Genomic DNA, 23,818 nt, shown 5'->3' with positions numbered 1-23,818 from the left:
GTCTTCATACGTGGATGACGTCTACATAGGGAGATGGCCAGGAGATGGCCCAGGTGAACGGCGAAACGGAGACCGTGGTGCGCGGACTGCGGGACGGGATGGCGGGCGGAGTGCTCTCCTTCCCGCTCACCTCCTTCCACGACGACGGCTCCCTCGACCCCGACGGCTTCCGCGCGCATGTCGCCGCCCAGACCGCCACCGCCCCCGGCGCGATCTTCCCGGCCTGCGGCACCGGCGAGTTCTTCTCCCTCGACGAGGACGAGTACCGCCAGGTCGTCACCATCGCCGTCGAGGAGGCGGCCGGCCGCGTCCCCGTCGTCGCCGGCGTCGGCTACGGCTGGGCCCAGGCCGCCCGCTTCGCGCGCATCGCCGAGGAGGCCGGCGCCGACGCGCTCCTGGTCCTCCCGCACTACCTCGTCGCCGCCCCGCAGGACGGCCTGGTCGCCCAGCTCGAACAGCTCGCCGCCCGCACCCGGCTCCCGCTCATCGCCTACCAGCGCGGCCAAGTCGCCTTCACCGCGAGCTCGTTGCGGCGCATCGCGGGCATCCCCGGCGTCATCGGCCTCAAGGACGGCCACAGCGACCTCGACCGCCTCCAGCGCCTCACCCTCGCCGCCCCCGAGGGCTTCCTCTTCTTCAACGGCGCCGCCACCGCCGAGATCCAGGCCCGCGCCTACGCCACCGTCGGCGTCCCCGCCTACTCCTCCGCCGTCCACGCCTTCGCCCCCGAGATCGCGAACACCTTCTTCACCGCGCTGCGGGACGGCGACGACAAGACGGTCGAGCGACTGCTCCGCGAGTTCTACGTCCCCTTCGTCGAACTCCGCGACCGGGTACCGGGATACGCGGTCTCCCTCGTCAAGGCGGCGGCCCGGCTGCGCGGCCGTCCGGTGGGCCCCGTGCGCGCCCCGCTCACCGACCCCACGGCGGCCGACCTGGCCGACCTCACCGCCCTGCTCACCACCGGACTCGACCTCGTAGGAGCCGCGCTGTGAACCTCACCATCGCCGACGTCCGGCTCACCCCGATCCTGGTCGCCGACCCGCCCCTGCTCAACACCCAGGGCGTCCACCAGCCCTACACCCCCCGCCTGATCGTCGAGATCGAGACCGCGGACGGCATCACCGGCCTCGGCGAGACCTACGGCGACACCAAGTACCTGGAACTGGCCCGGCCGTACGCCCAAAAACTGATCGGCCGTCAAGTCACCGACCTGAACGGCCTGTTCACCGTCGCCGACGAGGTCGCCGTCGACAGTGCCCTGACCTCCTCGCAGGTCGACGTCGGCGGACTGCGCGGCGTGCAGACCGCCGACAAGCTGCGCCTGTCCGTCGTCTCCGCCTTCGAGGTCGCCTGCCTCGACGCCCTCGGCAAGGCCCTGGGCCTGCCCGTGCACGCGCTGCTCGGCGGCAAGGTGCGGGACGCGGTGGAGTACAGCGCCTACCTGTTCTACAAGTGGGCCGACCACCCCGAGGGCGTGCCGGGCGAGCGGGACGACTGGGGCGCGGCCGTCGACCCGGCCGGAGTCGTCGAGCAGGCACGGAAGTTCAAGGAGCGCTACGGCTTCACCTCCTTCAAGCTCAAGGGCGGAGTCTTCCCGCCCGACGAAGAGATCGCCGCCGTAAGGGCGTTGGCCGCCGCCTTCCCCGGCCACCCGCTGCGCCTTGACCCCAACGGCGCCTGGTCCGTGGAGACTTCGCTGAAGGTCGCGAAGGAACTGGGGGACGTCCTCGAATACCTGGAGGACCCGGCCCTGGGCACCGCCGCCATGGCCGAGGTGGCCGCCGGCACCGACGTACCGCTCGCCACCAACATGTGCGTGACGACCTTCGCCGAGATCGAGGAGGCGTTCACCCGCGGTGCCGTACAGGTGGTCCTCTCCGACCACCACTACTGGGGCGGACTGCGCAACACACAGCAACTCGCCGCCATCTGCCGCACGTTCGGCGTCGGCATCTCCATGCACTCCAACACCCACCTCGGCATCAGCCTCGCCGCGATGACCCACGTCGCCTCGACCGTGCCGAACCTCCACCACGCCTGCGACTCCCACTACCCCTGGCAGTCCGAGGACGTCCTCACCGAACGCCTCACCTTCACCGACGCCAAGGTCACCGTCTCCGACGCGCCCGGCCTCGGCGTCGAACTCGACCGCGCGAAGCTGGAGTCGCTGCACCGGCGATGGCTCGACGACGACGGTGCGCTGCGCGAACGCGACGACGCGGCGGCGATGCGGATCACCGACCCCCAGTGGGTCACGCCCGCGATGCCGCGGTGGTAGCAACCGGATGACCGGATCCGGACGCCCCTCGGCACGGGAGGCCGAGGGGCGTCCGCACACCCCGAACGGCCCGGACCTGCGGCGGTCCGGGACCGGCGCGAGGGGCGGGTCCGGAGCGGGAGGCGCGCTCACCCGTGCGCGGTGGTGCACACTGGCCTGATCCGCATCACGTCAGGGAGCGCACCGTGACCGCGTCCACCGCGTCCACCGGAAAGGGATCGCCGTCCGACCGGGAGAGGAGATCCTGCCCGGCCCAGGTCGACCCCCTCTCCGGACTGCGCGTGCCGGACGACCCGCCCTGGGACGTGTACCTCACCGGCACCGTCTTCCTCGACATCATCTTCACCGGCCTCGAATCCGCCCCCGTGCGCGGCACCGAGTCCTGGGCCCGCGGCATGGGCTCCAGCCCCGGCGGCGTCGCGAACATGGCCACCGCCCTCGCCCGCCTCGGCCTGCGCACCTCCCTCGCCGCGGCCTTCGGCGACGACCACTACGGCGAGTACTGCTGGGACGCGCTGGAACAGGGCGAGGGCATCGACCTCTCCACCTCCCGCTCGGTACCCGGCTGGCACTCCCCGGTCACCGTCTCGATGGCCTACGAGGGCGAGCGCACGATGGTCTCCCACGGCCACGAGCCGCCCCCGGAGACCGAGTTCAGCGCGGGCGGCGCCCCCGCCCGCCCGCCGCGCGCACGGGCCGCCGTCGCCTCCCTCACCCCCGGCAAGCAGGCCCCCTGGGTCGCCCAGGCCGCGAGCGAGGGCACCCGGATCTTCGCCGACGTCGGCTGGGACGAGACCGGCGCCTGGGACCTCGCCGGACTCGCCGACCTCGCGCACTGCGAGGCGTTCCTGCCGAACGCCGAGGAAGCCATGCGCTACACCGGCGCCGACTGCCCCCGCGCCGCCGCCCACGCCCTCACCGCACACGTACCGCTGGCCGTGGTCACCCTCGGCGCGGACGGCGCCTACGCCGTGGACCGCCGCACCGGGGAATCGGCCTCGGTCCCGGCCATCGCCGTCGAGGCCCTCGACCCCACCGGCGCCGGGGACGTCTTCGTGGCCGGCTTCGTCACCGGCACCCTGGCCGGCTGGCCGCTCGCCGACCGCCTCGCCTTCGCCGGCCTCACGGCCGCGCTCTCCGTCCAGGAGTTCGGCGGCTCCCTCTCCGCGCCGGGCTGGTCCGAGATCGGCGCCTGGTGGCGCAAGGTCCAGTCCGTCGAGGGCCAGGACCCGGCGGCCCTGAACCGCTACGCGTTCCTGGCGGGCCTGGTCCCCGAGCACCGACCCGACGACAGCCCCTGGCCCCTGCGCCGGGCGGTACCGACGATCGGCTTCGGCAGATCGACGTGACGCGACCGCGCGAGGCCTCGTCTCAGCGAGCCCCGGCCCGCTCCACCACCCCGGCGACCTCTTCCCGCACGGCCTCGAAGACCGCCTCGGGCAAGGTGCCCAGGGGCGTGAGCGCCAAGGCGGACAGGACCCGGCCGGCATCGGTGTCGTAGGGAACGACCTCGCTCAGCACGTCATACCCGTCACGGACGGCGACCCGCAGCATGAGCCGCTCCGCCCCCGTCACGGCGACCGCGACCACGAACGGCACCTCGCCCCGCAGCACGTCGGACAGCTTGCGGTAACCGCTGGCCACCGGCTCCCGCCAGCGCAGACTCAGCAGCAGCGGGCGCTTCGCCAGCAGCTCGGCGAGATCGGTCTCGACGGGGCCGTCCGGTTCCAGGACCACCGCGCGGGCGTCCAGCACCAGCGCCGGGGGCAGCAGACAGCGCAGCGTGCTGCCGACTATGTTCCCGCCGACCGTCGCGGTCCGGCGCACCGCACCGGTCCCCACCCCGGCCGCCGCCCGCCGCAGCACCTCCGGCACCCGCGCGTCGACCTCGTGCAGCAGCACGGCCGAACCCAGCGCACCGTCGCCGATCACCTTCGCCTCGGGCAGCTCCCGCAACGACACCGCCTGCTCCGGAAAGCCGTCCCGTTGCCAGCCGGCCCACACCAGCGTCGCCCCGCCGACAGGCACCGCCCCCTCGGCCAGACACTCCTGCGCTTCGGACACGGACGTGGGCAGACGCACGAACACAGCGGCCGACCTGCTTTCCCTGCATGGCTCACTTGACGGACGTAGCGCATTGTCCGTACATACGAGGGGGCGCGAACAGGGCTCACGGCGTCACCCCGTGCTCCCTCCCTGCGCCGGGTGCGCCACCCGGAACCCACGCGTCCACCCCGTGTTTCGTGGCCCTACGGTCACCGAAAAGCCCTACGGCGTTGTCAGTGGCCCGGCGTACCCTGGAAATCACCAGGCCGCCCTTGTGGCGGGCGAGTCGTTTCGAGGAGGACGAGCAAGGCCTACAGAGCCGGCCCATGACGCAGACACCCACAGCTCACACCCCCGCGCGGGGACAGGCGAGAGCAGAGATCACCGTCCCCGCCCAGCACGCCATGGTGACCCTCCTGGGATCCGGCGACGCTCTCCTGCGGGTGATCGAGAAGGCCTTCCCGGCGGCCGACATCCACGTCCGGGGCAATGAGATCAGTGCGGTCGGCGATGCCCGTGAAGTCGCCCTCATCCAGCGCCTGTTCGACGAGATGATGCTGGTGCTCCGCACCGGGCAGCCAATGACGGAGGACGCAGTGGAACGCTCGATCGCCATGCTCAGGGCGAGCGAGAACGGGGATGGCCCGGAGGAGACACCCGCCGAGGTGCTCACCCAGAACATCCTGTCCTCGCGAGGCCGCACCATCCGCCCCAAGACCCTCAACCAGAAGCGCTACGTCGACGCGATCGACAAGAACACGATCGTCTTCGGCATCGGCCCCGCCGGCACCGGCAAGACCTACCTCGCCATGGCCAAGGCGGTGCAGGCACTCCAGTCCAAGCAGGTCGACCGCATCATCCTGACCCGCCCGGCGGTGGAGGCGGGCGAGCGCCTCGGCTTCCTCCCCGGCACCCTGTACGAGAAGATCGACCCGTACCTGCGCCCCCTGTACGACGCCCTGCACGACATGCTCGACCCGGAGTCGATCCCGAAGCTGATGGCGGCGGGGACGATCGAGGTGGCGCCGCTGGCGTACATGAGGGGCCGTACGTTGAACTCCGCCTTCATCATCCTCGACGAGGCCCAGAACACGAGCCCCGAGCAGATGAAGATGTTCCTCACCCGGCTCGGGTTCGAGTCGAAGATCGTGATCACCGGTGACGTGACGCAGGTGGACCTGCCGAGCGGGACGAAGTCGGGGCTGCGGCAGGTGCAGGACATCCTGGAGGGGGTCGACGACGTGCACTTCTCCCGCCTGTCGTCGGCGGACGTCGTACGGCACAAGCTGGTCGGCCGTATCGTCGACGCGTACGAGAAGTACGACAACGAGCACGGTACGGAGAACGGCACCCACAAGGGTGCCCGTGACAAGCGGAAGTAGACCAGCACGACCATGTCGATCGACGTCAACAACGAGTCCGGAACCGAGGTCGACGAGCAGGCGATCCTCGACATCGCCCGCTACGCGCTCGCGCGGATGCGCATCCACCCGCTCTCCGAACTGTCGGTGATCGTCGTGGACGCCGACGCCATGGAGCAGCTGCACATCCAGTGGATGGACCTGCCCGGCCCGACCGATGTCATGTCCTTCCCGATGGACGAGCTGCGTCCGCCGAGCAAGGACGACGAGGAGCCCCCGCAGGGGCTCCTCGGTGACATCGTGCTGTGCCCGGAGGTCGCCGCGCGGCAGGGGGCCGAGGCGGAGACCCGGCACACCATGGACGAGGAGCTCCAACTCCTCACCGTCCATGGTGTGTTGCACCTCCTCGGGTACGACCACGAGGAGGCCGACGAGAAGGCCGAGATGTTCGGTCTCCAGGCCGCCATCGTGGACGGCTGGCGCGCGGAGAAGGGCCACGACGGCCCCTCTCCGGCGCCGACGGTCTCCTAGGGCAGCGGGTCACCACCTCTCATGAGTCCTCAGATCGTCGTCGGGGCCATCGCCCTCGTCGTTGTCGCCTGGCTCGCCGCCTGCGCGGAGGCGGGCCTCGCGCGCGTCTCCAGCTTCCGCGCCGAGGAGGCCGTACGGTCCGGCCGGCGCGGCAGCGCCAAGCTCGCGCAGGTCGCCGCCGACCCGACCCGCTATCTCAACGTGGCGCTGCTGGTGCGGGTGGTCTGCGAGATGGCCGCCGCCGCGCTGGTCACCTACGAGTGCCTGCACGTGATCCACGGGACGGCGCCCGCGCTGCTCGCCGCGATCGGCGTCATGGTCCTCGTGTCGTACGTGGCGGTGGGGGTGTCCCCGCGCACCATCGGGCGTCAGCATCCGCTGAACACGGCGACCGCGGCGGCGTACGTGCTGCTGCCGCTCGCGCGGATCATGGGCCCGATCCCGTATCTGCTGATCCTCATCGGCAACGCGCTGACGCCCGGAAAGGGTTTCCGGCGCGGTCCGTTCGCGTCCGAGGCCGAGTTGCGGGCGCTGGTGGACCTCGCGGAGAAGGAGTCGCTGATCGAGGACGAGGAGCGCCGGATGGTGCACTCGGTCTTCGAACTCGGCGACACCCTGGTCCGCGAGGTGATGGTGCCCAGGACCGATCTCGTGGTCATCGAGCGCTACAAGACGATCCGTCAGGCCCTCACCCTCGCGCTGCGCTCCGGTTTCTCGCGCATCCCGGTGACGGGGGAGAGCGAGGACGACATCGTCGGGATCGTGTATCTGAAGGACCTGGTCCGCAAGACGCACATCAGCCGGGACGCCGAGTCGGAGCTGGTGTCGACGGCCATGCGGCCCGCGAGTTTCGTGCCGGACACCAAGAACGCCGGTGATCTGCTGCGCGAGATGCAACAGGAGCGCAACCATGTCGCGGTCGTCATCGACGAGTACGGCGGCACGGCCGGCATCGTCACCATCGAGGACATCCTGGAGGAGATCGTCGGGGAGATCACCGACGAGTACGACCGGGAGCTGCCTCCGGTGGAGGAGCTGGGCGACGACCGCTACCGGGTGACCGCCCGCCTCGACATCGGTGACCTGGGGGAGCTGTACGGCTTCGAGGCCTACGACGACGAGGACGTGGAGACGGTCGGCGGGCTGCTCGCGAAGGCGCTGGGGCGGGTTCCGATCGCCGGTGCGTCCTCCGTCGTGGAACTGCCCGACGGGCGCGAACTGCGGCTCACGGCCGAGGCGTCGGCGGGCCGGCGGAACAAGATCGTGACGGTGCTGGTGGAGCCGGTCGAGCCGGCGGGGCCCGCCGATCCGCCGGCGGAGGAGGCGAAGCCGGAGTGAGCCCGGAGCAACTGCGCGCGTTCTGCCTGTCGTTCAACGCGGCGGTGGAGGACTTCCCCTTCAGCCCGGAGATGTCGGTCTTCAAGGTGCTGGGCAAGCTCTTCGCGCTGACCCGGCTGGACGGACGGCCCCTGACGGTCAACCTCAAGTGCGACCCGGAGGACGCGATCCGGCTCCGGGAGGAGTACGAGGGTCTGATCGTCCCCGGCTATCACATGAACAAGCGGCACTGGAACACGGTGACGGTGGACGGGGACCTCCCGGACCGGGTCCTCAAGGAGCTGATCGAGGACTCGTACGACCTGGTGGTGGCGGGGCTGCCGCGTGCGGAGCGGCTGCGGCTGGACCGGCCCTGACGGAGCGGGCGGGACCGGTCCTTCGTATGCTCTGGGCATGACCGAGAGCAGCGCGCTTGACCCCGAGGACCGCAAGATCGTCACCCTGGCCCGTTCGGCCCGGGCCCGCAACGGTGTGCCCGAGGGCGCGGCCGTGCGGGACGAGACCGGGCGGACGTATGTCGCCGGGACGGTCGCCCTGCCGTCGCTGGGGCTGAGCGCGCTGCGGACGGCGGTGGCGATGGCGGTGGCGTCCGGCGCGAAGTCGCTGGAGGCGGCGGCGGTCGTCACGGAGACGGAGTCGGTCCCGGCGGAGGACCTGGCGGCGGTACGGGATCTGGGCGGGGCGGGGACGCCGGTGCACGTGGCCGGGCCGGACGGCACGGTCCGGCTGACGGTCGCCGCGGGCTGAGCCGCCGGACGCCCCCTGTCCGGAAGTAGCCCGTCCGGATTTCGCCCTTGCTCTCTCCCCGTCTCCCGCGCATCAATGGAACCGTAAGTTCCGACGGACCGTCAGATTCTCCCTCGCGTGGCGCACCGCACCGCGTCTGCGAGGCGGGGCCGGCGTGGTGGTCCGTCCGTCCCCACATGGCATTCCCAGACACGGGAAGGGAACCGGTTCCATGAAAGGCAAGCTGAGAATCAAGCGAATCGGCACGGGTGCGGCACTGGTGACGGGGGTCCTCGCGGCCACCTCACTGGCGTTCGCGCCCAGCGCTCTCGCCGTCACTCCCCAGACGGCGACGATCAACGCGGACTGCGGCATCTTCGGCGGCGGCGCGGCCACCATCACGGCCACGCAGGACGGGACGGCGGCCACGGTCACCGTCAACTCGGCCATCACCGCCCCGCTGCCCCTGGCGCAGGACTCCATCGCCTCCACCTTCACCTTCGTGAACGCGAGCGGTGGCACGACCGTCTTCAGCGGGACGGTGAACCCGGCCATGGCGACCGGCGACGCCGTCACCGTCGGCCCGCTCAGCGGCACCGTCGCCTCCGGTGACAGCCTGGAGGCGTACGGCGGCTCGTTGCAGATGACCATCTTCGGCATCGCCGTGACGTGCACACCCACCGCGGCGCAGTCGCCGGGGCCGTTCGTGTTCGACTGAGAATTCCCCCCACGGGCTCAACCGGGCCGTCAGTTCCCGCCGTCGGGCGTGAACTGACGGCCCATCAGTTAATTCGCCCGTTTCCATTGACTTCTCACGCGATCCCCACATCAATGCCCCCTGTGGGCGCGGACGAGCCGCTGCGCCCACCGTCCTCAGGAGGGGGCACAGCCATGGCTACGACATCCCGAAGACGCCGTTGGGCGTCGTTGCTCGGGGTGACCGCGCTCGCGGTCGCCACGGGCGGTGCGCTGGCCTGTCCGGCCGGCGCGTCGACGAACGTGAGCTTCGCCACGCACTGCATCCCGCCGGCGATCGCGGGCATCCCGCCGATCGACGGCACCACGACCGCCGCGATCACGGTGGACAACACCGCGCCGAAGGTCGGCGACACCGTCAACGTGACCTACACGGTGGTCACGCCGGCCGCCAGCAACCCGACCGCGATCGCCCTGCCGGCCGACATCATGACGCCCACCGGGAACGTCGTCCTCGGCGGTGCCCAGACCGGCAACGTCACGGTCACCGGGCCCAAGAAGAACGACCCGGTGCCGGGCAACGGCGCCTTCCCGTCGTTCTCCATGACCGGCAGCTTCACGGTCACCACTCCGGGCGCGATCACCCTCTCGCCCGGCGACTACAACATCCACACCAGCTACATCCTGGAGCTGGACACCCCCTGCACGGTGACGAACCCGCCGGCGCCGGTCTCCGAGACCGTCACCGCGACCGCCACCGTTCCGGTCAACACCCGTACGATCAGCCTGGGTTCGGCCTCCGGCAACGCCGGTGACAGTGTCGCCGTCACCGGCAGCAACTTCACCCCGGGTGCCACCGTGACGCTGGCCGGGCGGTCCGGCAGCGCGCAGACCGCGGACACGGCGACCGTCACGGCCACCAGCGCCGGCACCATCAGCGGCTCGCTCACCGTCAACGACAAGACGACGACCGGGATCGTGGCGTACGAGGGCAGTGCGTGGAGTGCCGATCTGGGTGCCGGTCCGGCCGCCTATGTCGTCAACGACACCACGCCCGTTCCGCCGGGGAGTCAGAAGCTGACGACCACCGTCAAGGCGGGCAGCCTGTCGATGTCGCAGGCCGGGGACGCGGTGGCCCTCTCCGCCGTCGACTTCGGCAAGGGCGGTGCCTCCACGGGCGCCCTGAACACGGTGACGGTCCAGGACTTCCGCGGCGGACCCGCGGGCTGGTCCCTGACCGGCAAGGTCACCGACTTCACCGGTCCCGGCGCCAAGATCGATGCCGGGGCGCTGAGTTGGACTCCCGCCTGCGCCACCAAGGCGGGCAGCCCGAGCACCTGTGTCGCCGGTTCGGCGGGCGCGGTGGGCTCTTCGGGTGCGACGCTCGCGTCCACGCCCGACGGCACGGTCACCGGCGGCGAGTTCACCGTCGATGCCGGACTCTCCCTGAACGTACCGGCGTTCACGCCTCCGGGCTCGTACTCCGGCGTTCTGACGCTCACGCTCACCTGACCGTCCGAACTCCCTTCCGGTGGCCGGGCGCCCGCACCCGCCCGACCGCCGCACACCACGTCCGTGGGGGTCCGCACCCATGCGCAAGCTGTACGTCCTCCTCCTGAGCCTGTGCTTCGGCGTGCTCGCCGCGCCGTCGTCCCACGCCGCCGACAACGGCAGTTGGTCCGTGTACCCGGCCGCCTCGCAGATCGCCGCGCGGCCGTACTTCTATCTCTCCGCCGATCCCGGCCAGACCATCCAGGACAAGGTGGTCGTCGCCAACAAGACGGCGCAGCCCCTCACCTTCCGCCTCTACGCGGCCGACGCCTACAACACCGCGCGCGACGGCGGGTTCGCCGTGCGGACGGTGCAGGAGAAGATGCGCGGGGTGGGCGCGTGGGCCAAGCCCGCGAAGTCCCGGGTCACCGTCCCCGCCCACAAGTCGGTCACCGTGCCCTTCACCCTGCACGTGCCCGAAGGGGCCGAACCGGGCGACCACCCGGGCGCGTTGGTCGCCCTCGACGAACGCGTCGACAAGGGCGACGGCTCACTGGCCCTCGGCGTGCAGCGGGCCGTCGGCGCCCGTGTCTACCTCCGGGTGAGCGGCCCGACGCTGCCCGCGGTCGCCGTCGAGGACGTCCACATCGCCCATCACCAGCCGCTGATACCGGGGTTGGGGAACAGCGACGCGACGATCTCCTACACGCTGCACAACACCGGCAACGTCACCCTCGACCCGAAGGTGACCCTGAAGGCGCAGGGCCTGTTCGGCCGGACGCTGCTCTCGCGCGGACTCACCCGTATCCCGGCCGAGTTGCTCCCCGGGCAGAGCGTGAAGCTGACCGAACCGTGGCGGGACGCGCCCCAACTCGACTGGGGCGACATCACGTTGACCGCGAGCGCGCCGGGCACCAGACAGTCGGCGAGCGCGTCGTTCTTCGCGCTGCCCTGGCTGGCGGCGGCGCTGCTGCTCGCCGTCGGGTTCGCCGGGGGAGTGCTCGCGGTCAGAGCGCGTCGGGGCCGCGCTCGCCCGTCCGTACCCGCACGACCGTCTCGACCGGAATCGACCACACCTTCCCGTCCCCGATCTTCCCCGTCTGCGCGGCCTTGACGACCGCTTCGATCACGGCGTCCGAGTCCGCGTCGTCGACGACGACCTCGATCCGCACCTTCGGGACGAGGTCGACGCGGTACTCGGCGCCCCGGTACACCTCGGTGTGGCCGCGCTGCCGGCCGTAGCCGCTGGCCTCGGTGACGGTCAGGCCGTGCACGCCGAGCTCCTGGAGCGCCGTCTTGACCTCGTCGAGGCGGTACGGCTTGACGATCGCGGTGATGAGCTTCATGCCTGGGACTTGGCCTTCTGGAGGGAGGAGACGGATGGACCGACCGGGGCTCCGTGCCCCAGGACGCCGTGATCGTATGCGGTCTCGGCGTGCACCGTAAGGTCCAGCCCCGTCCGCTCCTCCTCTTCGCTCGCCCGCAGCCCCATCGCCTTGTCGAGCAGCTTCCCGATCCCGTACGTCACCACGAACGCGTACGCCCCTACGGCGACCACCGCCACCAGCTGCTTGCCGAGCTGGGCGAGCCCGCCGCCGTAGAGGAGACCCTCCGGGCCGCCCGTCATGGCGGTGACCGCGAAGACGCCGATCAGGAGGGTGCCGATGACTCCGCCGACCAGGTGGACGCCGACCACGTCGAGCGAGTCGTCGTAGTTCAGCCTGAACTTCCAGCCGACCGCGTACGAGCAGACGGCACCGGCGGCCAGGCCGACGACCAGCGCGCCGAGCAGCGAGACCGAGCCGCAGGACGGGGTGATCGCGACCAGGCCGGCCACCGCGCCGGAGGCCGCGCCCAGGGTGGTGGGGTGCCCGTCGCGCTTCTGCTCGACGAAGAGCCAGCCCAGCAGGCCGGTGCAGCCCGCGGCGAGGGTGTTGAGGAAGGCCGCGGCGGCCAGGCCGTTCGCGCCGAGCGCGGAGCCCGCGTTGAAGCCGAACCAGCCGAACCAGAGCAGGCCCGCGCCCAGCATCACCATGGGCAGGTTGTGCGGGCGCATGGCGTCCTTCTTGAAGCCGAGGCGGGGACCGACGACCAGGCACAGCGCCAGACCCGAGGCGCCCGAGGTGATCTCGACGGGGAGGCCGCCCGCGAAGTCGAGGGCGCCGAGGTGCGCCGCGATCCAGCCGCCCGGGCCCCACACCCAGTGCGCGACGGGAACGTATACGAGGAGCGCCCAGACCGGTACGAACACCAGCCATGCCCCGAACCGCACCCGGTCCGCGACCGCGCCGCTGATCAGCGCGGCCGTGATGATCGCGAAGGTGAGCTGGAAGGTGGCGAAGAGGAGGGTGGGCACGGTCCCGTGCACGGAGTCCGGGCCGAGGCCCGCCATGCCGGCGTGCCTGAGGCCGCCCAGGAGCCCGCCGCCGATGTCGTCGCCGAAGGCGAGCGAGTACCCGGCCGCCAGCCACACCACCGTGACCAGGGCGATCGACACGAAACTCATCATCAGCATGTTGAGGACGCTCTTCGTGCGGACCATGCCGCCGTAGAAGAGGGCCAGGCCCGGGGTCATCAGCAGGACGAGAGCGGTGGCGGCGAGCAGCCAGGCGGTGTCGCCGGTGTCGATGCGCCCGGCGGCGAGTGCGGCGGCGGGGGTCACGGTCGTCACGGTCGTCTCCAACGGTGGGGGGCTCGTCAGAGGGTCACCGGCCCGGGTTTCCGGTTGTGCACGTCCGTGTTTCCGGGACGTTTCATTGCGTCGGGGTTACCGAAAGCTCACCGTGTGAGGCCCCCGTGGACTGTTGTGCGGCGGGGGCCTGAGGATCAGGGACAATGGGCGCCATGAGCGTTCGTACCCCGTCATCCAAGCCGCCTGTGCCGTCGGAGGCTGCCCACCGCGCCGGCTTCGCCTGCTTCGTGGGCCGCCCCAACGCGGGCAAGTCCACCCTGACGAATGCTCTGGTCGGCCAGAAGGTGGCGATCACCGCCAACCAGCCGCAGACCACGCGGCACACGGTCCGGGGCATCGTGCACCGGCCGGACGCGCAGCTGATCCTGGTCGACACCCCCGGCCTGCACAAGCCGCGCACACTGCTCGGCCAGCGGCTCAACGACATCGTCCGCACCACGTGGGCCGAGGTCGACGTCATCGGCTTCTGCCTGCCGGCGAACGAGAAGCTCGGCCCCGGCGACCGCTTCATCGCGAAGGAACTGGCGTCCATCAAGAAGACGCCGAAGATCGCGATCGTCACGAAGACCGACCTGGTCGACTCCAAGGCCCTCGCCGAGCAGCTCATCGCCATCGACCAGCTCGGCAGGGAGCTGGGCTTCGAGTGGGCGGAGATCGTGCCGGTCTCCGCGGTCGCCGACCAGCAGGTCGACCTGCTGGCCGACCTCCTCATCCCGCTGCTCCCCGAGGGCCCCGCCCTCTACCCCGAGGGCGACCTCACGGACGAGCCCGAGCAGGTCATGATCGCGGAACTGATCCGCGAGGCCGCGCTGGAGGGCGTCCGCGACGAGCTGCCCCACTCCATCGCCGTCGTCGTCGAGGAGATGCTCCCGCGCGAGGACCGCCCCGCCGACAAGCCCCTCCTCGACATCCACGCCTTCGTCTACATCGAGCGCCCCAGCCAGAAGGGCATCATCATCGGCCCCAAGGGCGCCCGCCTGAAGCAGGTCGGCATCAAGTCCCGCAAGCAGATCGAGGCGCTCCTCGGCACACCGGTCTTCCTGGACCTGCACGTGAAGGTGGCGAAGGACTGGCAGCGGGACCCTCGACAGCTGCGGAAGCTGGGGTTCTGAGAGCCGGGGTCCTAGGAGACTTCTCGGGGGCTCATGTCCTGCAACCCCACCACCCGCAGCAGCTGCAAGCGCTCGTAGGACTCCGTGCCCGGGCGGGCCGTGTGGATGATCAGGAGGTGGTGGGCGTCCTGGTTCAGGAGGACCTCGCAGTCCAGCTCCAGGAGACCCACCAGCGGGTGGCGGAAACGCTTCGTCGACTGCCGGCGTACGGCGACCTCGTGGTCCTCCCACAGGCGCGCGAACTCCTCGCTGCCCGCCCGTAGTTCGGCCACCAGCGCGGCCGGTTCCGGGTCGTCGGGGCGGGCCGCCGCCACCGCGCGCAGGTTCGCCACATGGGAGCGCGCGTGCTCGGGCACGTCCTCCGGCGGGAACAGCTCCCGCGAGGCCGGGTCCAGGAAGAAGCGGCGGAGCAGATTGCGCTCCCGGGGCGGGCGGGCGAACGCGTCGCCCGACAGCGCCCGCGCCATCGCGTTCTGCGCGATCACCTCACCGCAGTCGCTGGACACGTGCGCCGGGGTGTCGTGCAGCCGGTCCAGGACGAGCAGGAGGCCCGGCCGCAGATGCCCGGAGGTGCTTCCCCGGCGCGGTGGCTCCTCGCCCGTCAGGTGGAAGAGGTGGTCGCGTTCGTCGTCGGTGAGCCGCAGCGCCCGGGCGAGCGCCGTGAGCATCTGGCGGGACGGGCGCGGGCCCCGCGACTGCTCCAGCCGCGTGTAGTAGTCCACGGACATCCCGGCGAGCTGCGCCACCTCCTCGCGCCGCAGGCCGGGCGTACGGCGGCGGGCGCCGGCCGTGAGGCCCACGTCGGAGGGGTCCAGGCGGGCACGGCCCCGGCGGAGGAAGTCGGCGAGTTCGGCTCGGTTCACGCTTCCAGCGTGCGCCGGTCCGCCGCGCTTATCCAGGGACTGCCGATCCCCTGATCGGAAGGTCTCTCCCGGTCGCGCCGCAGCCGTCCGAGGCTGGTGGCACCAGACGAAGAGGAGAAGATCATGCTGACACTGGTGACCGGCGCGACGGGACAGGTCGGGCGGCGCTTCGTACCGAGGCTGCTGGCGCGGACGCGGGCGGGGGAGCAGGTACGGGTCCTGGTCCGCGACGAGGCCCGCGGCGAGCCCTTCGCCGCACTGGGCGCCGAGGTCGTCCTCGGCGACCTGCGGGACGAGACCGCCCTCGGCAAGGCGGTGTCCGGCGCCGACGCGGTCGTGAACGTCGCCGCGTCCTTCCGCGGCGTACCCGACGAGGAGGCCTGGGCCGTCAACCACGACGCCGCGGTCGCCCTGGGCCGGGCGGCGGCGGCCTCCGGCGTACGGCGCTTCGTCCAGGTCAGCACCGGGATGGTGTACGGCGTGGGCCGCGGGCGCCCGCTGACCGAGGAGGACGAGAGCCGGCCCGGCGGCAAGATCTGGGGCGCCTACAACGAGTCGAAGGTGGCCGCCGAACGCGAACTCCTCGCGCTCGACACCATGGACGTCCGGGTGGCCCGGCTCCCCTTCGTCTACGGCGAGGGCGACCCGCACCTCGCCAACGCCATGCACTGGGCGGCGACTTGGGCCTCGAACCAGCGCCTGCACATGGGCCACCACGCGGATGTCGCGCAGGGCCTGCTGCGGCTCCTGCACGCCCCGGGCGTCGCGGGCCGCGTCTACAACATCGCCGACGACGCCCCGGTCACCGCGGTCGAGCTGCATTACCTCAACGGGGTCGAACTCCCCGCCGACATGGACACCCGCACCGACCCCGACCCCTGGTTCGGCGTCATGTCCACGGAGCGGATCCGCCGCGAGCTGGGCTACCGGCCGCTGTACCCGACGGTGTGGACGGCCAGGGAGGCGGGCGCGCTCTGAGGGCGGCTCACAGGGCGACGACCCTGACCCGCTTCCCTTCGCACAGCTTCGTCAGGTCGTCGGCGTCGGAGGTGAGGATGGCGACGGGACCGGGCTGGTTGAGCGCGGTGACCGCGACGGTGGCGTCGACGGCGTGTTCGTGGCCGTGCAGTCCGGTGTCCTTCAGGAGTTTCGCGGCGGCCTTGGCGAGTTGGGCGGTGACGGGTTCGACTTTGATACGGGACAGCGCCCAGTCCAGCCGGGCCATGTTCGTGCGGGCGTGAGTCACCTCGATGATGCTGTTGGCGGACACGACGAGGTTGGCCTCGGAGCGCAGCAGTGCCTTGAACAAGGCGGCGGTCTTCCGGTCCTGGGCGATCCAGGCGGAGAGCCCTTCGCAGTCGAGGACAAGGGTGGTGATCTGTGTCACGCGGCTTCCTGGTTCGAGGTGGCGGTGCCATGGAGACGGGCGAAGGCCTCGGCCATCTCCTCCTCGGTGAACGCGCCGTGCTCTTCTTCGTAACGCCGTAGATCCTCGGCGAGCAGTTCGCGCCGAATCCTGGAAGCGAACGCCTCCGCCACATAACCGGACACGTTGTCGGTGAGCTCGCGCGCTGCCTCCACGAGCTCCTCGGGCACGGTGATGGTGATTTTCTTGCTGGCCATGCGGCGACCATACCGCAATATGGCACACGGCGACCCGTGCCTCAGTCCACCCCCCGGATCCGCCGCACCAGCAGCGCCCCCGCCATTCCGATCACCGCCGACACCAGGTACAGCACCCGGTACCCGCCCAGATACGTCACGATCGGTGCGGCGAGGGCGGGGGCCGCGACCTGGGGCAGGGCGTTGGCGACGTTGATGACGCCCAGGTCCTTGCCGCGGTCCAGGGCCTTGGGGAGGACGTCCGTCATCAGGGCGAAGTCGACCGAGGTGAAGACGCCGAAGCCGATGCCGAGGAGGGCCGCCGAGACGATCGCGCCCGGCCAGGTCTGCCAGCCCGCCAGGACCGCCGTCGCGACCGCCATCAGCACTCCCGACCAGATCACGAACGGCTTGCGGCGGCCGACGCGGTCGGACCAGACCCCGCCGACCACGACCGTAGCCAGGAGCGTCAGGCCGTTGACCGCCGTGAGGACCAGGACGCCTTGGTCGGGGTCGTGGTAGTGGAGGCGGTCGCGCAGGTAGTACAGGAGGTACAGCAGCACCAGCGCGTTGCTCAGGTTGATCAGGAAGCGGGTCAGCCAGGCCCAGCCGAGGTCGGGGTGGCGGCGCGGACTCAGCCAGAAGCCGCGCAGGAACCCCTGCCAGGACCACGGCGGCCGGTCCGCCGGGCTGAGCCGCAGGTCCTTGTACCGCAGCACGTACGGCAGCACACCCACCGCCGTGAACACCGCGCACGCCACATAGCCCGCCCCGATGCCCCCGGCCGCCGTCGCCAGGCCCGTGCCGCCGACCACGCCCACAATCTGCGCGGCACCCAACCAGCCGCCCACAGAGCCCCGTTGAAGGCGCGGGACGCGGTCGGGGACGGCCGCCGTGACCGCCGCGAAGGCCGCGTTCAGGGTGAGCTGGACCAGGCACCAGCCGGCCGCCATCGTCCACACCCCGCCCGCGCCCGCGAGCAGCAGCAACGACAGCGCCCCGCCCGCCGTGCCGGCCACGATCCACGGCGTACGGCGGCCCCAGCGTGACGTCGTGCGGTCCGACAGCGCGCCGAAGAGCGGATTGGCGACCAGCGACACCAGCGCGCCCGCGCCGGTCACCCACGCCAGCATCGTCTCCTTGGACATGCCGGTGCCCGGCGCGAAGTCCTTGGCCTGGGAGGCCAGCAGGATCTGCAACGGGCCGTACCAGCCCACCCAGATCGCCCCGTTGGCGAGCGAGAGCGCGGAGGTCCAGCCCCGGCCGACGCGTTCGACGGGCTCGGCGAGGGCGCCGGGCGCGGAGACCGCGTCCGCCGCGTCGGCGGTGGTCATCCCTGTCCTCGCTCTCTCTGGGCCCGCAGCAGGCCCTGGAACCAGCCGTACGACGCCTTCGGGGTGCGCGCCAGTGTCTCGTAGTCGACGTGGACGAGGCCGAAGCGCCGCTCGTAGCCCTCGGCCCACTCGAAGTTGTCGAGGAGCGACCACACGAAGTAGCCTCGGACGTCCACGCCCGCCGCCAACGCCCGGTGCAGCGCCCGGACATGACCGTCGAGGTAGCTGATCCGGTCCTGGTCGTCGAGGCCGTCGTAGGAGCAGCCGTTCTCGGTGATGACGACGGGCGGGAGGCGGTCGCCGTAGCGGCCGTGGAAGGTGGTGAGGAGTTCGGTGAGGCCCTCGGGGACCACCGGCCAGCCGAAGTCCGTGACCGGGACGCCCTCGATGTCCCGGACGGAGAAGGGGAGTTCGGCGGGGAGGGTGAGTCCGCCGAACTCGATCTCCGCGCCCTGGGGCGCCCCGACCCGGCTCGGCGCGTAGTAGTTGATGCCGTACCAGTCGATCGGCTCGGCGATCACCTTCAGGTCGGACTCGACGTCGCCCGGCATCAACTCGCCCAGCCCGGAGGGGTATTCGCCGAGGAGCAGGGGGTCGGCGAACAGGCGGTTGAGGAGCAGGTCGTAGAAGTCGGCCGCCTCGATGTCCTCCGGTTCCTGGGAGGCGGGCCAGGTCGGGCCGTGCGAGTTGGCGATGCCGATGTCGGCGGCACCGGCCGCGCGCAGCGCCCGTACCGCTAGGCCGTGGGCCAGGAGTTGGTGGTGGGCGACCGGCAGGGCGTCGAAGAGCAGGGTCTTCCCCGGGGCGTGGGCGCCCAGCGCGTGCCCCAACAGGGTGTGTTCCGCGGGCTCGTTGAGGGTGATCCACTTCGTCACCCGGTCGCCCAGCCGCTCCGCGACCACCGACACGTACTCGGCGAACCGCGCGGCCGTGTCCCGCTCCAGCCAGTCCAGCCCGGCCGGGAGGTCCCAGTGGAACAGGGTCGGCACGGGACGTATGCCCGCCGCGCTCAGGTCGTCGACGAGACGGTCGTAGAAGTCCAGGCCGCCGGGGGAGTTCACCCGCGGCCAGGAGATCGAGAAGCGGTACGCGTCCACGCCCAGACCGGCCAGGAGGTCCACGTCCTCGCGATGGCGGTGGAAGTGGTCGCAGGCCACCGCCGCCGTCGAACCGTCCTTGATCCGGCCCGGCTCGGCCTCGAACACGTCCCAGACGGAGCGCTCGCGCTGGTCCGCCGCGCCCTCGATCTGGTGCGCCGAGGTCGACACGCCCCACAGGAAGTCGGCCGGGAACCGGGGGATCGGATTGCCTGCATCAGTCGCCATGCGCCGGATCATCCGTACCGGTGGTAACGGGTGTCAACGGGCGGGCGTGAACAAGCAGTTACGCACCCTCCTTCAACACCCTCTGGATCAAGGTCCGTTGTTCCTCCGTGAGCCGGGGGTCGGCCGTGTGCACGGTCTTCCCGTCCACCGTGATCTCGTAGTGGAAGCCGTCCGGGACACCGGACCTCGGCGTGCTCCGGCCGTCGGCGACCGCCCGTTCGGCCAGCGCGTGCCACTCCTGGGCGTCGGGCCGCGCCGAGGTGTCGACCTCGCCGCGGCGCTCGATGCCACCGAAACCGCCCGTGCGCCGTACCTGAATACGCATGGGTCCTGTCTAGTACGGATACGGGCCCGGCGCGACCGCCGTGGTCACGAGATCGGCACCCCGACCTGTTCCCACGCCTTCTGCACGGCCTGCAACTCCTCGCCGCCGTCCCCGAACCGGGTCCTCGCGGCGGCCACGGTGAGCGTGGCGAAGTCGGTGAACAGCGCGTCCTTCTTGAGCTGGCCGCCGGTCAGCACGTCGTACCAGATCTGCCCGGCCTTCTCCCAGGCATGGCCGCCGATCGCGTCGGCGACCAGGTAGAAGGCGTGGTTGGGGATGCCGGAGTTGAGGTGCACACCGCCGTTGTCGCGGCCGGTCTTGACGTAGCCGTCCATCGTCGCGGGCTGCGGGTCCTTGCCGAGCGCGGTGTCGTCGTAGGCCGTGCCCGGGGCCTTCATGGAGCGCAGGGCGACGCCCGTGACGCGCGGGGCGAGCAGGCCCGCGCCGATCAGCCAGTCGGCCTCGGCGGCGGTCTGGCCGAGCGAGTACTGCTTGATGAGCGAGCCGAAGACGTCGGAGATCGACTCGTTGAGGGCGCCGGACTGGCCGAAGTAGGTCAGGTTCGCGGTGTACTGCGTGACGCCGTGGGTCAGCTCGTGGCCGATGACGTCGACCGGGATGGTGAAGTCGAGGAACAGTTCCCCGTCGCCGTCGCCGAACACCATCTGCTCGCCGTTCCAGAACGCGTTGTCGTACTTCACGTCGTAGTGGACGGACGCGTTGAGCGGCAGGCCCTCGCCGTCGATGGAGTGCCGGTTGAAGGCGTTGAGGTAGAGCTCGAAGGTGGCGCCGAGCCCCGCGTAGGCGCGGTTGACGGTCGCGTCCTTGCCGGGCTCGGAGCCCTCGGCGCGGACCTTCTTCCCGGGCAGGTCCTGCTTGTGCTTGGCGTCGTAGATCGTGCGCTGCGGCTGGTCGCTCGCGGTGGGCGCGGCGAGCGTCGGGGCGCCGAGCACCGTGGTGAGCCGGCGGTGGGTGCGCTCGTAGGCGTCGCGCTGGAGGGTCTCGCGGGCGGGACCGGCGAGCGCGGGGTCCTCGTGCTGGGCGAGCTTGTCGAGGACATGCGGCGGGACGATCGTGCAGAAGACGGGCTCGAAGCCCCCGTGTGTCGTCATGCCCGGCACCTTGGCACCGAGTTATGCCGCTGTCACTACCGGCAACCATGATTGGTGAAATACGGGGACAATCATCACAGTGCCGTAGCGGAGAGTGGTATACGGCGGCGAATGTCCCGCATAGTGATACGGCCCCCCGCACGGCGCACGACTCGGCTACTCTGCTGAGCATCATGCGTTTCGGGCTGCTTCTCCTTAGCTGCCGCGGCGAGGGCCTGTAGTCCAGGTCGACTCCCTCCCCGCGGAGCTTCGCGTTGCGTCGTCGGCCGTCCTTCAGGACACCACGAGGAGCCCACGCATCATGGCCCAGAGCGCCAATCGCCAGCAGCCCAGTTCCATGCCGATCCACAAGTACGGCCAGTACGAGCAGGTCGACATCCCCGACCGCACCTGGCCCCAGCAGCGGATCACCGTCGCCCCCCGCTGGCTCTCCACGGACCTGCGGGACGGCAACCAGGCCCTGATCGACCCCATGTCGCCGGTGCGCAAGCGCGCGATGTTCGACCTGCTGGTCAAGATGGGCTACAAGGAGATCGAGGTCGGCTTCCCCGCCTCCGGCCAGACCGACTTCGACTTCGTGCGCTCGATCATCGAGGAAGAGGGCGCGATCCCGGACGACGTCACGATCTCCGTACTGACCCAGGCCCGCGAGGACCTGATCGAGCGGACCGTGGAGTCCCTGAAGGGCGCCAGGCGGGCCACCCTGCACCTCTACAACGCGACCGCGCCCGTCTTCCGCCGCGTGGTCTTCCGCGGCTCCAAGGACGACATCAAGCAGATCGCCGTCGACGGCACCCGCCTGGTGATGAAGTACGCCGACGTGCTGCTGGGCCCCGAGACCGAGTTCGGCTACCAGTACAGCCCGGAGATCTTCACGGACACCGAGCTGGACTTCGCGCTGGAGGTCTGCGAGGCGGTCATGGACGTCTGGCAGCCCGGTCCGGGCCGCGAGATCATCCTCAACCTGCCCGCCACGGTGGAGCGTTCGACCCCGTCCACGCACGCGGACCGCTTCGAGTGGATGCACCGCAACCTGTCCCGCCGCGAGCACGTCGTCCTGTCCATCCACCCGCACAACGACCGCGGCACCGCCGTCGCCGCCGCCGAGCTGGCGCTGATGGCCGGCGCCGACCGCGTCGAGGGCTGCCTGTTCGGGCAGGGCGAGCGCACCGGCAACGTCGACCTGGTCACCCTGGGCATGAACCTGTTCTCCCAGGGCGTCGACCCGCAGATCGACTTCTCCGACATCGACGAGATCCGTCGTACGTGGGAGTACTGCAACCAGATGGAGGTCCACCCGCGCCACCCGTACGTGGGCGACCTGGTCTACACGTCCTTCTCCGGCTCCCACCAGGACGCCATCAAGAAGGGCTTCGACGCCATGGAGGCCGACGCCAAGGCCAAGGGCGTCACCGTCGACGACATCGAGTGGGCGGTCCCGTACCTGCCGATCGACCCGAAGGACGTCGGCCGCTCCTACGAGGCCGTCATCCGCGTCAACTCCCAGTCCGGCAAGGGCGGGATCGCGTACGTCCTGAAGAACGACCACAAGCTGGACCTGCCCCGCCGGATGCAGATCGAGTTCTCCAAGCTGATCCAGGCCAAGACGGACGCCGAGGGCGGCGAGGTCACCCCGAAGGAGATCTGGGCGACCTTCGAGGACGAGTACCTGCCGAACCCGGACAACCCCTGGGGCCGTATCCAGGTGAAGACCGGCCAGTCGACCACCGACACCGACGGCGTGGACACGCTCAAGGTGGAGGCCACCGTCGACGGCGCCGACACCGTGCTGACCGGCTCCGGCAACGGCCCGATCTCTGCCTTCTTCGACGCCCTCCAGTCCGTCGGCATCGACGTACGCCTGCTGGACTACCAGGAGCACACGATGAGCGAGGGCGCCTCCGCGCAGGCCGCCTCGTACATCGAGTGCGCGATCGGCGACAAGGTTCTGTGGGGAATCGGGATCGACGCGAATACGACACGTGCCTCGCTGAAGGCGGTCGTCTCCGCCGTCAACCGCGCTACCCGCTGAACCATCCTGACCGGCGGTTTACCCGACGCCCAAGGGCCCCGCACGCCACTCTCCGGCGGGCGGGGCCCCGTCGTTTCCCGGCCATTCGATGTGCAGGTCACGGGAAGGTCTCGTCCTGGGTACTGACTCCGGCTGGGCAATGTGGCTAACATCACGCCAGCGCGGCGATGTTGCCGCGGCGTTACGGAGGTGCGACGTGCTGCCTGAACGGGGACGAAACGGCCGAGTTGTCCACGAGGGCCGTCCAGCGCGCGTCCTGGGCATCCGTACCGCGTGGACCAGCGTCGGCGACGGCGAGTTCTTCTGCCCCGGCTGCGGCGGCGACCGCAACTACCAGCGGCTCACCGGGCGCCGCCGCTTCACCCTGCTCGGCCTGCCGGTGCTGCCGCGCGGCGACACCGGCCCGGTCGTCGAGTGCGCCGCCTGCCAGGGCCACTACGGCACCGACGTCCTCGACCACCCCACCACGAGCCGCTTCTCCGCGATGCTCCGCGACGCCGTCCACACGGTCGCCCTCGCCGTCCTCGCGGCAGGCGGCACCTGCGCCCGTACGTCCCTGGAGGCCGCCGCGGGCACCGTCCGCGCCGCCGGCTTCCAGGACTGCACCGAGGACCAGCTCGGCGCCCTCGTCGAGGCCCTGGCCGCCGACACCGGCCGGCTCTTCGGCGAACCCAGCGGCGCCGGCCTCGCCATAGAACTCCACGAGGCCCTCGACCCCCTCGCCCCCCACCTCGCCCCCGCCGGCCGCGAGGCGATCCTCCTCCAGGGCGCCCGCATCGCCCTCGCGGACGGCCCCTACACCCCGGCCGAACGCGACGCCCTCGCCACCGTGGGCGCGGCCCTCACCATCTGCTCGGACGACGTGACCCGGCTGCTGGCGGCGGCCCGGACACCGTCGTAGCCCGTGCGGCGGTGATGCCCGGGCCGGGGACGGCGAGTCGGGGAACCATG

General features: G+C 71.0%; 25 protein-coding genes. 15 read left to right on the top strand and 10 right to left on the bottom strand.

Annotated elements, in window-relative coordinates:
* Window positions 1–44: 44 nt before the first annotated feature.
* From ACIQPR_RS30515 to ACIQPR_RS30505, 3 genes are all read left to right on the top strand, one after another.
* Window positions 45–995 carry a 5-dehydro-4-deoxyglucarate dehydratase gene (locus ACIQPR_RS30515; protein WP_403654772.1) on the top strand — a complete coding sequence of 317 codons (951 nt, stop codon included), beginning with the start codon at window positions 45–47 and terminating at the stop codon, window positions 993–995.
* Window positions 992–2,281, top strand: a complete 1,290-nt coding sequence (locus tag ACIQPR_RS30510; protein ID WP_403654770.1) for a glucarate dehydratase family protein — start codon at window positions 992–994, stop codon at window positions 2,279–2,281. Before ACIQPR_RS30515 ends, ACIQPR_RS30510 begins: the two co-directional genes overlap by 4 nt.
* Window positions 2,282–2,466: 185 nt before the next feature.
* Entirely contained in the window at window positions 2,467–3,630 is a 1,164-nt protein-coding gene (locus tag ACIQPR_RS30505; RefSeq protein WP_403654768.1) for a carbohydrate kinase family protein, read from the top strand.
* A gap of 22 nt (window positions 3,631–3,652) precedes the next feature.
* On the opposite strand, the gene ACIQPR_RS30500 is transcribed toward ACIQPR_RS30505, so the two are convergent.
* Window positions 3,653–4,369, bottom strand: coding sequence for an FAD binding domain-containing protein (locus tag ACIQPR_RS30500; protein WP_403654766.1), 717 nt, complete (start codon window positions 4,367–4,369; stop codon window positions 3,653–3,655).
* Window positions 4,370–4,653: 284 nt separating this feature from the next.
* On the opposite strand from ACIQPR_RS30500, the gene ACIQPR_RS30495 reads away from it, so the two are divergent.
* From ACIQPR_RS30495 to ACIQPR_RS30460, 8 genes are all read left to right on the top strand, one after another.
* The gene (locus ACIQPR_RS30495; protein WP_403654764.1) at window positions 4,654–5,709 is read left to right on the top strand and encodes a PhoH family protein; all 1,056 of its coding nucleotides are present in this window, start codon (window positions 4,654–4,656) and stop codon (window positions 5,707–5,709) included.
* Between the two features lie 12 nt (window positions 5,710–5,721).
* Window positions 5,722–6,219, top strand: a complete 498-nt coding sequence (ybeY, locus tag ACIQPR_RS30490; RefSeq protein ID WP_403654762.1) for an rRNA maturation RNase YbeY — start codon at window positions 5,722–5,724, stop codon at window positions 6,217–6,219.
* A 21-nt stretch (window positions 6,220–6,240) separates the two neighbouring features.
* Window positions 6,241–7,557 (top strand): hemolysin family protein, encoded by a 1,317-nt coding sequence (locus ACIQPR_RS30485; RefSeq protein WP_403654760.1) that lies wholly within the window; start codon window positions 6,241–6,243, stop codon window positions 7,555–7,557.
* Window positions 7,554–7,913: an MmcQ/YjbR family DNA-binding protein gene (locus tag ACIQPR_RS30480; protein WP_403654758.1), complete on the top strand. Its 360-nt coding sequence runs from the start codon at window positions 7,554–7,556 to the stop codon at window positions 7,911–7,913. Before ACIQPR_RS30485 ends, ACIQPR_RS30480 begins: the two co-directional genes overlap by 4 nt.
* Before the next feature lie 37 nt (window positions 7,914–7,950).
* Window positions 7,951–8,304 (top strand): cytidine deaminase, encoded by a 354-nt coding sequence (locus tag ACIQPR_RS30475; RefSeq protein WP_403654756.1) that lies wholly within the window; start codon window positions 7,951–7,953, stop codon window positions 8,302–8,304.
* Between the two features lie 211 nt (window positions 8,305–8,515).
* Entirely contained in the window at window positions 8,516–9,001 is a 486-nt protein-coding gene (locus tag ACIQPR_RS30470; protein WP_403654754.1) for a hypothetical protein, read from the top strand.
* 173 nt (window positions 9,002–9,174) lie between these two features.
* Window positions 9,175–10,491, top strand: a complete 1,317-nt coding sequence (locus ACIQPR_RS30465) for a beta-xylosidase (protein ID WP_403654753.1) — start codon at window positions 9,175–9,177, stop codon at window positions 10,489–10,491.
* Between the two features lie 79 nt (window positions 10,492–10,570).
* Entirely contained in the window at window positions 10,571–11,584 is a 1,014-nt protein-coding gene (locus ACIQPR_RS30460) for a WxL protein peptidoglycan domain-containing protein (RefSeq protein WP_403654751.1), read from the top strand.
* On the opposite strand, the gene ACIQPR_RS30455 is transcribed toward ACIQPR_RS30460, so the two are convergent.
* Both ACIQPR_RS30455 and ACIQPR_RS30450 read right to left on the bottom strand, forming a co-directional pair.
* On the bottom strand, window positions 11,478–11,816 hold the full coding sequence (locus tag ACIQPR_RS30455) for a P-II family nitrogen regulator (protein ID WP_403654749.1): 339 nt from the start codon (window positions 11,814–11,816) through the stop codon (window positions 11,478–11,480). The two genes, ACIQPR_RS30460 and ACIQPR_RS30455, sit on opposite strands and share 107 nt — an antisense overlap.
* Complete coding sequence (locus tag ACIQPR_RS30450; protein WP_403654747.1) at window positions 11,813–13,153, bottom strand: ammonium transporter; 1,341 nt, start codon at window positions 13,151–13,153, stop codon at window positions 11,813–11,815. The genes ACIQPR_RS30455 and ACIQPR_RS30450 overlap by 4 nt, the downstream gene beginning before the upstream one ends.
* A 152-nt stretch (window positions 13,154–13,305) precedes the next feature.
* Between ACIQPR_RS30450 and era the strand changes: the two genes are divergently transcribed.
* A complete protein-coding gene (era, locus tag ACIQPR_RS30445; RefSeq protein WP_403654745.1) occupies window positions 13,306–14,274 on the top strand; it encodes a GTPase Era in 969 nt (322 codons plus the stop codon).
* An 11-nt stretch (window positions 14,275–14,285) separates the two neighbouring features.
* On the opposite strand, the gene ACIQPR_RS30440 is transcribed toward era, so the two are convergent.
* The gene (locus tag ACIQPR_RS30440) at window positions 14,286–15,137 is read right to left on the bottom strand and encodes a helix-turn-helix transcriptional regulator (protein WP_403654743.1); all 852 of its coding nucleotides are present in this window, start codon (window positions 15,135–15,137) and stop codon (window positions 14,286–14,288) included.
* Between the two features lie 123 nt (window positions 15,138–15,260).
* Between ACIQPR_RS30440 and ACIQPR_RS30435 the strand changes: the two genes are divergently transcribed.
* On the top strand, window positions 15,261–16,115 hold the full coding sequence (locus tag ACIQPR_RS30435; RefSeq protein WP_403654741.1) for an NAD-dependent epimerase/dehydratase family protein: 855 nt from the start codon (window positions 15,261–15,263) through the stop codon (window positions 16,113–16,115).
* Between the two features lie 7 nt (window positions 16,116–16,122).
* On the opposite strand, the gene ACIQPR_RS30430 is transcribed toward ACIQPR_RS30435, so the two are convergent.
* The 6 genes from ACIQPR_RS30430 to ACIQPR_RS30405 are packed head-to-tail and all read right to left on the bottom strand — an operon-like array spanning window position 16,123 to window position 20,835.
* Entirely contained in the window at window positions 16,123–16,524 is a 402-nt protein-coding gene (locus tag ACIQPR_RS30430; RefSeq protein WP_403654739.1) for a PIN domain-containing protein, read from the bottom strand.
* Window positions 16,521–16,760, bottom strand: coding sequence for a type II toxin-antitoxin system CcdA family antitoxin (locus tag ACIQPR_RS30425; protein WP_403654737.1), 240 nt, complete (start codon window positions 16,758–16,760; stop codon window positions 16,521–16,523). The genes ACIQPR_RS30430 and ACIQPR_RS30425 overlap by 4 nt, the downstream gene beginning before the upstream one ends.
* Before the next feature lie 41 nt (window positions 16,761–16,801).
* Entirely contained in the window at window positions 16,802–18,073 is a 1,272-nt protein-coding gene (locus ACIQPR_RS30420) for an MFS transporter (RefSeq protein WP_403654735.1), read from the bottom strand.
* On the bottom strand, window positions 18,070–19,410 hold the full coding sequence (locus ACIQPR_RS30415; RefSeq protein ID WP_403654733.1) for a GH1 family beta-glucosidase: 1,341 nt from the start codon (window positions 19,408–19,410) through the stop codon (window positions 18,070–18,072). The genes ACIQPR_RS30420 and ACIQPR_RS30415 overlap by 4 nt, the downstream gene beginning before the upstream one ends.
* A 46-nt stretch (window positions 19,411–19,456) precedes the next feature.
* A complete protein-coding gene (locus tag ACIQPR_RS30410; RefSeq protein ID WP_403654731.1) occupies window positions 19,457–19,723 on the bottom strand; it encodes a protealysin inhibitor emfourin in 267 nt (88 codons plus the stop codon).
* 44 nt (window positions 19,724–19,767) lie between these two features.
* Entirely contained in the window at window positions 19,768–20,835 is a 1,068-nt protein-coding gene (locus ACIQPR_RS30405; protein ID WP_403654729.1) for a M4 family metallopeptidase, read from the bottom strand.
* Window positions 20,836–21,136: 301 nt separating this feature from the next.
* Between ACIQPR_RS30405 and leuA the strand changes: the two genes are divergently transcribed.
* Together leuA and ACIQPR_RS30395 are read left to right on the top strand one after the other, a co-directional pair.
* Window positions 21,137–22,867, top strand: a complete 1,731-nt coding sequence (gene leuA / locus ACIQPR_RS30400; RefSeq protein ID WP_403654727.1) for a 2-isopropylmalate synthase — start codon at window positions 21,137–21,139, stop codon at window positions 22,865–22,867.
* A 196-nt stretch (window positions 22,868–23,063) separates the two neighbouring features.
* Window positions 23,064–23,768, top strand: coding sequence for a TerB family tellurite resistance protein (locus tag ACIQPR_RS30395; RefSeq protein ID WP_403654725.1), 705 nt, complete (start codon window positions 23,064–23,066; stop codon window positions 23,766–23,768).
* Window positions 23,769–23,818 lie beyond the last annotated feature (50 nt).

The sequence above is a fragment of the Streptomyces sp. NPDC091280 genome (assembly GCF_044768565.1).
Lineage (GTDB): Bacteria > Actinomycetota > Actinomycetes > Streptomycetales > Streptomycetaceae > Streptomyces.
Note: the sequence above shows the minus strand (reverse complement) of the source record. Positions and strands in the feature narration are given on the sequence as shown.